Origin of the sequence: Tenacibaculum skagerrakense, from assembly GCF_004345825.1 — a bacterium.
GTDB classification, from domain to species: domain Bacteria; phylum Bacteroidota; class Bacteroidia; order Flavobacteriales; family Flavobacteriaceae; genus Polaribacter; species Polaribacter skagerrakensis.
In genome coordinates this window covers 106,796-119,316 of sequence record NZ_SLXM01000004.1, presented here as the reverse complement: position 1 = coordinate 119,316, position 12,521 = coordinate 106,796, and the positions used below count along the sequence as shown (strand labels likewise).

At 32.2% G+C, this 12,521-nt stretch carries 13 protein-coding genes; 10 read left to right on the top strand and 3 right to left on the bottom strand.

The genetic code is table 11. The features are described 5' to 3' along the window. Positions 1-28: 28 nt before the first annotated feature. The 4 genes from alaS (at position 29) to EV195_RS08220 (ending at position 4,539) form a co-directional block, all read left to right on the top strand. Positions 29-2,644 (top strand): alanine--tRNA ligase, encoded by a 2,616-nt coding sequence (alaS, locus tag EV195_RS08235; RefSeq protein ID WP_132794471.1) that lies wholly within the window; start codon positions 29-31, stop codon positions 2,642-2,644. A 64-nt stretch (positions 2,645-2,708) separates the two neighbouring features. Further along, positions 2,709-3,191 (top strand): ribonuclease E activity regulator RraA, encoded by a 483-nt coding sequence (gene rraA / locus EV195_RS08230; RefSeq protein WP_132794470.1) that lies wholly within the window; start codon positions 2,709-2,711, stop codon positions 3,189-3,191. A gap of 9 nt (positions 3,192-3,200) precedes the next feature. After that, a complete protein-coding gene (locus EV195_RS08225) occupies positions 3,201-4,151 on the top strand; it encodes a GSCFA domain-containing protein (RefSeq protein WP_132794469.1) in 951 nt (316 codons plus the stop codon). Positions 4,152-4,233: 82 nt separating this feature from the next. Next, positions 4,234-4,539, top strand: a complete 306-nt coding sequence (locus EV195_RS08220) for a hypothetical protein (RefSeq protein ID WP_132794468.1) — start codon at positions 4,234-4,236, stop codon at positions 4,537-4,539. Between the two features lie 68 nt (positions 4,540-4,607). On the opposite strand, the gene EV195_RS08215 is transcribed toward EV195_RS08220, so the two are convergent. Both EV195_RS08215 and EV195_RS08210 read right to left on the bottom strand, forming a co-directional pair. Continuing rightward, entirely contained in the window at positions 4,608-4,919 is a 312-nt protein-coding gene (locus EV195_RS08215) for a rhodanese-like domain-containing protein (RefSeq protein ID WP_243693093.1), read from the bottom strand. A 3-nt stretch (positions 4,920-4,922) separates the two neighbouring features. After that, a complete protein-coding gene (locus EV195_RS08210) occupies positions 4,923-6,680 on the bottom strand; it encodes an aromatic amino acid hydroxylase (protein ID WP_132794467.1) in 1,758 nt (585 codons plus the stop codon). A 110-nt stretch (positions 6,681-6,790) separates the two neighbouring features. On the opposite strand from EV195_RS08210, the gene EV195_RS08205 reads away from it, so the two are divergent. Beyond that, positions 6,791-7,573 carry a M48 family metalloprotease gene (locus tag EV195_RS08205; protein WP_132794466.1) on the top strand — a complete coding sequence of 261 codons (783 nt, stop codon included), beginning with the start codon at positions 6,791-6,793 and terminating at the stop codon, positions 7,571-7,573. Between the two features lie 52 nt (positions 7,574-7,625). Here EV195_RS08205 and EV195_RS08200 read toward each other — a convergent pair whose 3' ends face one another. Beyond that, entirely contained in the window at positions 7,626-8,456 is an 831-nt protein-coding gene (locus EV195_RS08200; protein WP_132794465.1) for a coiled-coil domain-containing protein, read from the bottom strand. A 214-nt stretch (positions 8,457-8,670) separates the two neighbouring features. Between EV195_RS08200 and EV195_RS08195 the strand changes: the two genes are divergently transcribed. From EV195_RS08195 to map, 5 genes are all read left to right on the top strand, one after another. Next, positions 8,671-8,937 (top strand): hypothetical protein, encoded by a 267-nt coding sequence (locus EV195_RS08195; protein WP_132794464.1) that lies wholly within the window; start codon positions 8,671-8,673, stop codon positions 8,935-8,937. Positions 8,938-8,948: 11 nt separating this feature from the next. Beyond that, entirely contained in the window at positions 8,949-9,242 is a 294-nt protein-coding gene (locus tag EV195_RS08190) for a hypothetical protein (RefSeq protein WP_132794463.1), read from the top strand. Positions 9,243-9,289: 47 nt separating this feature from the next. Continuing rightward, positions 9,290-10,807, top strand: a complete 1,518-nt coding sequence (gene gpmI / locus EV195_RS08185; protein WP_132794462.1) for a 2,3-bisphosphoglycerate-independent phosphoglycerate mutase — start codon at positions 9,290-9,292, stop codon at positions 10,805-10,807. Between the two features lie 6 nt (positions 10,808-10,813). Beyond that, complete coding sequence (locus EV195_RS08180; RefSeq protein ID WP_132794461.1) at positions 10,814-11,365, top strand: thioredoxin family protein; 552 nt, start codon at positions 10,814-10,816, stop codon at positions 11,363-11,365. 336 nt (positions 11,366-11,701) lie between these two features. Further along, positions 11,702-12,520, top strand: a complete 819-nt coding sequence (map, locus tag EV195_RS08175) for a type I methionyl aminopeptidase (protein ID WP_132794460.1) — start codon at positions 11,702-11,704, stop codon at positions 12,518-12,520. Position 12,521: the final 1 nt, after the last annotated feature.

Here is a 12,521-nt window from a genome sequence, read left to right as displayed (position 1 = left end):
AATTAGAAATATTTTAACTAAAAAAAGAATGAAATCTCAAGAGATAAGAACTAAGTTTTTAGAATTTTTCAAGTCTAAACAACATGAAATTGTTCCTTCTGCACCAATGGTGTTAAAAAACGATCCTACCTTACTATTTACCAATTCAGGTATGGCTCCTTTTAAAGAATATTTCTTGGGAAATGCCACACCTAAAAACAATCGTATTTCAGACACTCAAAAATGTTTACGTGTTTCTGGTAAGCATAACGACTTAGAAGAAGTTGGTTATGATACCTATCACCATACAATGTTTGAAATGCTTGGAAACTGGAGTTTTGGTGATTATTTCAAAAAAGAAGCAATTGCTTGGGCTTGGGAATTACTAACCGAAGTATACAAGATTCCTAAAGATATATTATATGTAACCGTTTTTGAAGGTGACGAAAAAGACGGAACAAAAATGGATCAAGAAGCATACGATATTTGGAAACAATACATTTCTGAAGATCGTATCTTGATGGGTAATAAAAAAGATAACTTCTGGGAAATGGGAGATCAAGGACCTTGTGGACCTTGTTCTGAGATACATGTTGACATTCGTTCTGCAGAAGAAAAAGCTAAAGTTGATGGCAAATCATTAGTAAACGAAGACCACCCACAAGTTGTTGAAATTTGGAACTTAGTTTTCATGCAATACAACAGAAAGGCTAATGGCTCTTTAGTAGAATTGCCTGCAAAACATATTGACACTGGAATGGGATTTGAACGTCTTTGTATGGTGTTACAAGGTGTACAATCTAATTACGATACAGATGTTTTTACTCCATTAATTAGAGAAATTGAAACTATTACTGGAGTTGATTACGGTAAAGATGAAAAAGTAGACATTGCAATTCGTGTAATTGCAGATCACGTAAGAGCAGTATCTTTTGCTATTGCTGATGGTCAATTACCAAGTAATAATGGTGCTGGTTATGTTATAAGACGTATATTAAGAAGAGCTATTCGTTACGGATTTACATTCCTTAACAAAAAAGAGCCTTTTATTTATAAGTTAGCTGAAACGTTATCGCATCAAATGGGTGATGCCTTCCCTGAAATTAGAAAACAAGATTCGCTTGTTCATAATGTGATTAAGGAAGAAGAGCATTCGTTTTTACGTACTTTAGACCAAGGTTTATTATTGTTAGATAAAGTAATTGAAGACACCAAAGGAAAAGAAGTTTCAGGAAACAAAGCTTTTGAATTATACGACACCTATGGTTTTCCTTTAGACTTAACGCAATTAATTGCTCGTGAAAAAGGATATGAAATCAATGAAGAAGAGTTTAACGAAGGAATGCAAGCACAAAAAGATCGTTCGCGTGCTGCTTCTGCAAGTGAAACTGGTGATTGGATTAGCTTACTAGAAGATGAAACTGAAGAATTTGTTGGATATGATACGTTAGAAGTTGATGTAAAGCTTACTCGCTATAGAAAAATAACAACTCAAAAAGAAGGGGATCAATATCAATTGGTTTTTAACATGACTCCTTTTTATCCTGAAGGAGGAGGACAAGTTGGAGATAAAGGGTATTTAGAAACTTCAAATGGTGACATTATTTACATTTTAGACACTAAAAAGGAAAATAATGTAATCATCCATTTCACTAAAAACCTACCAAAAAATCTTAACGAAACGTTCAAAGCAGTTGTAAATGATGAATTCAGAAAATTATCTGCTAGTAATCATACTGCAACTCACCTATTACACCAGGCTTTACGCACAATTTTAGGAACCCATGTTGAGCAAAAAGGATCTTTAGTAAGTCCAGACTATTTACGTTTTGACTTCTCTCACTTTTCTAAAGTAGATGCTGATCAGCTAACGGAAATTGAAGAATTTGTAAATGCACGTATCCGTGAAAATTTACCTCTACAAGAAAAGAGAAATATCCCAATGCAACAAGCTATTGATGAAGGTGCAATTGCATTATTCGGAGAAAAATATGGAGATAGTGTAAGAGCAATTCGCTTTGGAAAATCGATGGAGTTATGTGGAGGAACTCACGTACAACAAACAGGAGATATTTGGTATTTTAAGATTAAATCTGAAGGAGCAGTTGCAGCAGGTATTCGTCGTATTGAAGCAATTACAAATGTTGCTGTAGGAGAATATTTTGAAAATGTAGAACGTGACTTCTCTGAGGTTAAAGCATTGCTTAAAAACCCAAAAGATATAGCAAAATCAGTAAGTTCTTTGCAAGATGAGAACGCAGCTCTAAAAAAGCAAATAGAGCAATTACTGAAGGATAAAGCGAAGAATATGAAAGGTGATTTAAAAAATCAAATCACTGAAATAAATGGCGTAAACTTTTTAGCTACTAAAGTAGATTTAGATCAAGGAAGCATTAAAGACATTATGTTTGAATTAGGTGGAGAAATTGACAATCTATTTATATTATTTGCTACAGCACCTACAAAAGAGAAAGCAATGTTAACTTGTTATGTTTCTAAGGAGCTAGCTAACGAACGAGGTTATGATGCAGGTAAAGTAGTTAGAGAATTAGGGAAGCTTATCCACGGTGGTGGTGGTGGACAAAATTTCTTCGCTACAGCGGGTGGTAAAAACCCAGGAGGAATACCAAAAGCATTAGAACGCGCTAAAAATTATATCGTTTAAAACTCAAATTAAAACCAACTTGAATGTTGGTTTTTTTGTTTAGCTTTATCTCTAAACTTAATCTATGAATATTTACACTGCTGATTTATGTGATGATTTTATTGACCTTCTTCAAGTGGCAACTCCAATTGGATTTAAAGATTATGGTGCAAAAAAGAATTTTTATGGAGAAATTGTAACCGTAAAGTGTTTCGAGAAAAATCCGTTGGTAAAACAATTGTTGAGTAATGATGGAACCGGAAAAGTGTTAGTTGTTGATGGTGGCGGATCTCTAAATTGTGCTCTTCTAGGAGATAATTTAGCTGCTATGGGAATTGAAAATAACTGGAACGGAGTTGTTATTTTTGGTTGCATCAGAGATAGCAGAGAGATTTCAACTATGAATATTGGTGTAAAAGCTTTAGATACAACCCCAAGAAAAAGTATTAAAATTCCAGAAGGAGAAATCAATATAAAAGTTTCTTTCGCGGATATTGATTTTACTCCTGGCCATTATATTTATTGTGATGAAGATGGAATTGTTGTGTCTGAAACTAAATTGGTTTAAACTCGTTAAATGAATCTACAAACTCAAATACCGCTTCAAAAACAAGCTTATCATCAAATAGATTACAATTCTAAGTTGTTTCTTTTAGGTTCTTGTTTCTCAGAGAATATTGGTAATAAACTATCGTATTATAAATTTCAATCTGTTCAAAATCCGTTAGGAATTTTATTCCATCCAAAAGCTATTGAACAGTTGATTTTAAATGCAATCAATTCGAAAGAATATTCAGAAGAAGATATTTTCGAATTAAATGAGCGCTGGCATTGTTTTGAAGCGCATTCTGACTTAAGTGCTTCTTCTGGAGAAGAATTAATTGAAAACTTAACTAATGCTATTAAAATAACTCAATCTCAAATCACCAATGCAACTCATATAATAATAACCTTAGGAACTGCTTGGGTATATCGTTATATTTCTTCGGATAGTATTGTTGCTAATTGCCACAAGGTTCCTCAAAAGCAATTTTTAAAGGAGTTATTATCTATAGATGAAATTACTGAAAGTTTAGATAGTATTTGTGAATTGATAAAATCTGTAAATCCAAAAGCTTCCATTTTATTTACAGTTTCTCCTATAAGACATATTAAAGATGGTTTTATTGAAAATCAACAAAGTAAATCACATTTAATTGCTGGAATTCACAACCTAGTAGAACCTAGAAAAAACATTCACTATTTTCCTTCTTATGAACTTATGATGGATGAACTTCGTGATTATCGATTTTATAGAGAAGATATGATTCATCCAAATCAAACTGCCATTAATTACATCTGGGAAAAGTTTGTTTACACATGGTTTAGCGAATCTTCTTTAGCTACCATGAAACGGGTTGAGGAAATTCAAAAAGGATTAACTCATAAACCTTTTAATCCGAATTCTGAGGCACATCAAAAGTTTTTAGAAAAACTCACTCTAAAACAAGAGCAACTTACGCAAGAGTTTTCTTTTATTAAATTCTAATAAATACCTACTCATAGGGAATACAATTAGCTTGCGCAAGATTTAATTTTATTGACATAATTCAAACATTAAAACTTTAATTATGAGACAATTATTATTAATCTGTGCTATGTTCTTTTTTATAGGAACATCTTTTGCTCAACGCAAATCAACAACAACAATTTACAAGAGTAAATCAAAAGCGAAATCTACTGTGATTCCAAATTCAAAAGGAGGCACAGATGTTATTGTTAATCAATCAACCCAAACACCAAAAAAGGCTAATGGAAATTATAGCAAGGTGAAAATACATCCAAAGAAAAAAAGTAAGTGGGATAAAGTAAAAATGCACCCTAAGAAAAAGGTGAAAATGGGTAAACCTAAAAAAGGATCAGTAATAGAACAATAATCCATTTAAAATTGAAAGAAACAAAAAAGAGATGCTTTCGCATCTCTTTTAAACTATAATTAAATATCTTATAAATATTGGTCAACATTACCCCATGGACCTCCATTGATAATATCGATTCCGTGACTTTGTAAAAAATCGGTTGCTTGTCCACTTCTAGCTCCACTTCTACAAACAGCAATTACTGGTTTACCCCAAGATTTTATTTCCTCAACATTATTTGGAATAGTGTCTAAAACAATATGTTTTGCTCCTTCACTATGTCCTTCATTCCATTCTCCTAACGTTCTTACATCTAATACAACGGCACCTTTATCTAGGTACTCTTGAATTTCATTTGCCATATTTTTCTTTCTAAATAATAAATTAAATAATTTCATTTTTTAAACTACTTGCTCTTTATAGATAATTGATAATCCTTCATTAATTAAACTCGCGAATTCTTCATCTTTTGAAAGATTATCTAAATATTCTTTTATATCATGTTGAACAGCATAATTGTTTTCAACAGCTAACTCAAACAATTCTAATGCCAATAACCAATCATTATTAAACTTTTCTTGAATTGTAGCAAATATTCCAATAACAATATCTTCTGATACTGTAGTTGTTTCTCTCATTTCTCGAACTTGGTTGTACAATGCATACAATTCTCTGTCTGAATCTGAATACTTAATTTTATGTGTTTTAGTCTCAGAAACTTTTCCAATATCTCCATATGAATTTACATCAGCAGGACCTGCGTAAGCAGAAATAATTTCAACGCCAACAGCCATATCATAAATTCCCCAATCAGGATGAAAAAGAACAGTATCGTAATGAGTAACTGTACAATTCTTAAACGATATTAATTGAATTCTTCCTCTTAAATCTCTTATTCCAGTAATTACTTCTCCTTCAACTTTTACACCACCTTCGAACTCTAAACTAACTTTCTCTCCTTCGTAAATTCCATAGGCCTCTAAGTCTCTTGGACTCATATTTTCAATAGGAATGTTAATTCCTTTTAACTTCCCAATCGGACTTCCAAAACCTTCTTTATGATAATTAGTTCCATGACCAATTAACTCTTTATCTCTATTAGCCAATGCAGTTGGTCCAGTAGTTTGAATATAAATAGGATTGTTATTAGCATCTGTAATAACATTAGTAAAAACCCCTGAAACCTGAACTCCAGTAGACAATTCAATAGTTCCTAAACTCTGAGAATCTATAAGTTTGTTAACTCCAGTTATTCCTCCTTTTCGGATTCCCATTGTATTTGCATACTGCTCTAGCACCAAACTTAAATGTGCAAAATCTGGTGTAACGAATAATTGAGGTTGTGGTTTAGTAATATCAAAAGACACATTTGATGCTTCTAAAGTATATGGCAGTTTTTTAACTGAATCTTGCATACACCATTTACTTTCTCCTATTGAAGACAACAACCCTGCTCCATAAATTTTAGGGTTTTCTAGAGTACCTATCAATCCGTATTCAACAGTCCACCAGTGTAAATTTCTTATTTGAGACATTTCCGAAAGTTCACCCATATTATCTTGAAGCCATTCAACTTTTTCTTGTGCTTCATTGATTTCTTTTTGGGTTGAATTTGGATCTTCTTTTAAGATAGATAATAATCGAATAGCTTCATACATTTCATAATCACGGGCTGAAGAAATAGCTTTCGCTCCTATTTCTCCAAACCTTCTTAAATATTCGGCATATTCAGGATTTGCAATAATTGGTGCATGTCCTGCAGCTTCATGAATAATATCTGGTGCTGGTGTATATTTAATATGATCAATAGTTCGCATATCGGAAGCGATTACTAATACGTTATACGCCTGAAATTCCATAAAAGCATTTGGAGGAATAAATCCGTCAACAGAAACTGCTGCCCAGCCAATTTCTTTTAAAATTCTATTCATCCCTTCCATTTTAGGAATTGTATCAACAGAAATTCCTGTTTTTTGCAATCCTTCAATGTAAGAACCATGAGCTACCCTACTTAAATAATCAACATTCATTCTCATTACATATCGCCACACTGCTTGGTTTTGAGATGTATATTCATCATAAGGTTGCTTTACCACAAACTTGTGTAAATGCTTAGGTAACTTTCTTGTAACTTCATTAAGCTCAAAGTGAGTATCCATAAGTTAAAATGTTTCTGTTGTTTGTAAGCATAAAAATACTCATTTGAAAATTAATAACCCTTGATTTTTTCATTTTTGTATCTTTACAAGTAACATCAAAAACATAGAAAATGAAAAGAGGAGGATTGAAATTTCGACTACTGATAGGCTTAATAATTGTTGCTTTTGCCTATTTAAGAAAATGTAGTCAACGACAAGAAAATCCCTACACCGGTAAAGTACAAACCATCAGTTTAAGTGCAAAACAAGAAATTGCTATTGGCTTACAACAAGCTCCTGCAATGGCTAATCAACATGGAGGTTTACACCCAAATAATGATTACCAAGCTTACATTGATAAAATTGGAAAACGATTGGTAGATAATTCAATGGCAAAAAAATCAGAATATAATTATGAGTTTCATTTATTAAGAGACGATAGAACTATTAATGCTTTTGCCTTACCTGGCGGACAAATATTTATAACGTATGCCTTACTTTCTCGTTTAACAGACTCCTCTGGAAGAATAAGTGAAGATATGGTTGCGGGTGTATTAGGCCATGAAATTGGTCATGTTTTAGGAAGACATTCTAATGAACGTATTAGTGAAGCTAATTTCTGGAAACTGATTACTATGGGTGCCTCAGTTGGTGCAGATTTAGGAGAACTTGCAAATAATGTCGGTCAAAATACTTTACTTAAAAATGGTAGAGGTGATGAATTAGAGAGCGATGAATTAGGTGTTAAATTGATGTTAGACGCTGGATACGAACCAAAATACTTAATTAATGTTATGGAAGTTCTTAAAGCAGCAGCTGGCCCTAACAGAACACCTGAATTTCAGAGCACACACCCTGATCCTGAGAATAGAATTCAAAAAATTAAGGAAGCCATTAGAAAATATGGCAACTAAAAAAAGGCTGATATAATATATCAGCCTTTTTTGGTTCTAACAATTTTGAAAACTAAGCTCCTTTTAACTTCTTAATAGCTTCTTTTTTAGTTTCTATCTCTCTTTCTATCTTATTAAGTCTTTTTTCTATTCTTTCAATAACAGATGTTTTCCTAACAATTGCTTCTTTATCTAAAGAACCTTCTTTTTTCGCAGCTTCTAGTTTTTCTTTTTCTCTATTCAAACCTTCTCTTCCGCTTAGTAGCATTTCTTCATTAACACTGATATCATCTTCATACTCCATTATTTTTTTTCTATTCTCTTCAGTTAACTTGTCCTTTATAGCTTTTTTCTCAGCTTTTAATTTGTTATCTAATTTAGATAACTCTTCGTTCTTCTTAAGAAGCGCTTCTTGTTGTCTTTTAAAAGCTTCTTCACTTTCTTTAATCTGTTGAGCTAATTTTTGCTTTGCTAATTGTAATTCAGCTTCTCTTTCTTTAATATCTGAATTTGAATTTTCAACAGTCTCTTTTTCTATAATTGCAACATCTTGACTCTCCTCAACAGCAATATGCAAACTCTTTTTAAAATCGATTAATTCTTGCTTTTGTTTAGCTATTTTCTCTTCTAGAGATGAAAGTCTCGATTCTACGTTTCTAATAATACCCTCTTTTCTTTCTACTTCTTCATTAGAAATTTTCCCTTTACTTTTATCTTTTTCTAATCTATCTTTAATTCTTGATAATCCTTTAACTCCAGAAACTAACATTTCTTCGTTAACTCGAATTTCTTCTTCTTGCATTTTTATTTGCTTTTTATCCTCCTTTGAAATCTCTTGGGCAAAAGCAAAGTGAATATTAAAACACACTAAAACAAGTGCAGGGATAATTTTAAATAATTTCATTTTATACGGTACTTTTATTTATTCTTTACTTACACTAGTGTTTGAAACATTATTTTTAAAAAAGTCACAAACACCACCTTGTTTTTTTTGGGGGTGCAAATTTACAAATTAAACAAACACATCCAAATCTTATTTAAAAATTAACACTAAAAATATTTAAACGTAACGTTTTTAATAGTTTAGCTACTAATAGGTAAATTCAAAATTAATTGCTATGGGATTTGGAGGATCAGTGTCTGCTATGATTAGCAGCTTAAAAAACAACAAAAGAGAACGAAAAAGTGCTTTTGAGAAGATGAAAAAACATGCTAGCTCTTCGATACAATCGGATAGTTTAGTTTTTAAAAACAAAGCTTCTGAAGAAGATTTAGCTGAAATCAAAAGAAAGATTCGTTTGGAAAACAGAAAGGGACTGTTATTAAATAGCATCGGACTTACAGTTGTTGCCCTTTTGATTGTTTATGTATTAACTACGCTATAAGTAATCATACTATGAGAAGAAATAACTTCAACGGTTTACAAAGTTTATCTAGCCACGCTACTCTAATGATGAGTGTTTTAAGAAACAATAAAAGAGAAAGAATTGGAGTGTTAGAAAAAATCAAAAAGTATTCTAACAAAAATTCGACTCAAATTCAAATTACTAAAAACGCTACTAAAGAACAACTAAACAACATCAGAATTTCCATTAAAAAGCAAAATAGAAGAAAACTAATTTTACAATTCTTGTTTGTTGGCCTTGTTTCAATAACACTGTTAATCGCAATCGGTTTCGTTAAATTTTAGTCGTAGATTCTAAATGTTTACTACTTTTACTATCCAAACGAAATATAATGAACAAGAAAGTTATTTTAATGATTTTAGATGGTTGGGGTATTTCACCTGACCCAAAAGTATCTGCTGTTGATAAAGCAAATACACCTTTTATTGATTCTTTATATGTTGACTATCCTCATTCCGAATTAAGAACCGATGGAGAGCATGTTGGACTTCCTGTTGGACAAATGGGAAACTCTGAAGTTGGACATATTAATTTAGGTGCAGGTAGAATTGTTTATCAGAATTTAGCAAAAATTAATAAAGCAATTGTAGACAATACATTAGCATCAGAAAAAGTGTTAGTTGATACTTTTGAATTTGCTAAGCAACACAATAAAACAATTCATTTACTAGGTTTAGTTTCTGATGGTGGAATTCATTCACATATTAATCACTTAAAAGGATTAATTACAGCCGCAGATAATTATGGAATAGAAAACTTGTTCTTACATGCTTTTACTGACGGAAGAGATACTGATCCAAAATCAGGAAAAGGATTTATTGAAGACATTCAGAATTCCATGAGTACAACTTCAGCTGAATTAGCTACTATTACAGGTCGCTATTACGCAATGGATCGAGATAATCGTTGGGAAAGAGTTGCTTTAGCCTACAATGCTTTAGTAAATGGAGAAGGAACCAGTTCTACTGATGCTGTAAGTAGTATAGAACAAAGCTATACTGATGGCGTTACAGATGAATTTATTAAGCCTATCATTATGGTTGATGAAAATAATCAACCAAAAGCCACCATCAAAAAAGATGATGTTGTAATTTTCTTCAATTTTAGAACCGATCGTGGTCGCCAACTAACACAAGCTTTAAATCAACAAGATTTTCCAGAGCAAAATCTAAAAAAAATACCATTGTATTATGTTACCATGACTAATTACGATGATACTTTCAAAGGTATCAAAGTTATTTATGATAACAAGAATATTGAAAACACGCTAGGTGAAGTTTTAGCAAATGCTGGAAAGAAACAAATTCGTATTGCCGAGACTGAAAAATACCCACACGTAACATTCTTCTTTTCTGGTGGAAGGGAAAAAGAATTTGAAGGTGAAAAAAGATTACTATGTCCTTCGCCAAAAGTTGCAACCTACGACTTACAACCAGAAATGAGTGCTTTTGAAATTAAAGATGCTATCATTCCTGAACTTCAAAAAGGCGAAGTAGATTTTGTTTGTTTAAATTTTGCAAACGGAGACATGGTAGGTCATACTGGAGATTTCGACGCAGCTGTAAAAGCCTGTGAAGCTGTAGATCAATGCGCTAATGAGATCATTACATCTGCTTTAGAAAACAACTATACAACATTGGTTATTGCAGACCATGGAAACTGTGAGACTATGATTAATCCTGATGGCTCACCTAATACTGCACACACTACGAATCCTGTTCCGTTAATTTTAGTTGATAAAGAACTGAAGTCAATTAAAAATGGTATTTTAGGCGACATGGCTCCAACAATTCTAAAATTAATTGGAGTTGAACAACCAAAAGAAATGACACAACATTCGTTAGTTTAAGTTAACATGAAAAAAACACTTTTATTAGTATCAATAATACTTTTAGCAGCATGTGCTTCTAGCCAAAAAACTGTAAACACCACATCAAAACCTAAAGCTGTAAAAAATGCAGATGGAAATTTAGTTGGATATGCTGTTAAAGATGATTTCAAACAAGAACCATATGGAAGCGAATGGTTTAATGATTACTACGCGTATTACGAAACTGATAAAAATACCATAGAAAATTTAAAACCTCTTTTAGAAAACATTACTATCAAAGGTTTTATGGGAACTTGGTGTGATGACAGCAAAAGAGAAACTCCAAATTTTTACAAAATCATAGACGAAGTTGGGTTCAATTACAACAACCTTGATTTTGTTACTGTAAACAGAGATAAAAAAGCGAATGGTATAGAAAAAGGGTATCATATAGAAAGAGTTCCTACTTTTATATTTTATAAAAACGGAAAAGAGATTGGGCGTTTTGTTGAGCATACTGTAGATGGAGCTACTCTTGAACATGATATTCTTCAAATTGTTGCTCAAAAAGGATACAAACACGCTTACGAAAAATAGCTTTGATGAATAAACAGAATTTCGCAAAAATCTTAGTTTATTCAATTATTACTTTTTGTGTTATTTCCTATATTTCTATAATGTATTCTTTATTAATCTCGGCAGGAAAAACTCAAGTCAAACCTACTGTTAATATAGGCTTTCCTTTTAAGTATTATTACCAATTCTGGTTATCTGAAAATAATTATCCAAATAACGGCTGGAAAATAAACGCTTTTATATATAACTTCTTTATTTGTTTCATTATCAACCTAGGAGTTCAATTTTATCTTAATAAACGTAGACATTAACCACTATATAATAATCTTAAATTATATTTGCATTTTATTTTAAGTCATGATCATACAAAAAACTAAAGAAGAAATAGAATTAATGCGCCAAAGTGCGTTGGTGGTTTCTAAAACACTAGGAATGCTTGCTAAAGAAGTAAAACCTGGAGTTACTAGTTTGTATTTAGATAAGTTAGCCGAAGAATTTATTAGAGAACAAGGAGCTATTCCTGGTTTTTTAGGTTTGTACGACTTTCCAAATACACTTTGTATGAGTCCGAACTCACAAGTAGTTCATGGAATTCCAAATAACACACCATTAGTTGAAGGTGATATTATTTCTATTGACTGTGGAGCTATTTTAAACGGATTTTATGGCGACCACGCATATACTTTTCCTGTGGGAGAAGTTGCTCCTGAAACACAAAAATTATTAGACGTTACCAAAGAGAGTTTATATGTTGGTATTCGTGAGTTTAAAGTAGGAAATCGAGTTGGCGACGTAGGTTTTGCCATTCAAAACTTCACAGAAAAACACGGCTATGGTGTGGTTAGAGAATTGGTTGGTCATGGAATTGGTAAAACCATGCACGAAGATCCTGAAATGCCAAACTACGGAAGAAGAGGTCGCGGAAAGAAATTTGTTGAAGGTATGGTAGTTGCTATTGAGCCAATGACAAACATGGGAACACAAAAAATTAGACATCATAAAGATGGTTGGACAATTACTACTTTAGATGGAAAACCATCTGCTCACTTTGAGCACGATGTTGCTATTGTAGATGGAAAACCAGAATTACTTTCTACTTTCCAATACATTTACGAAGCTTTAGGTATTGAAAGCGACGAAGAAAATGAGTTTAGACAACAACCTTTAGTTTTATAAA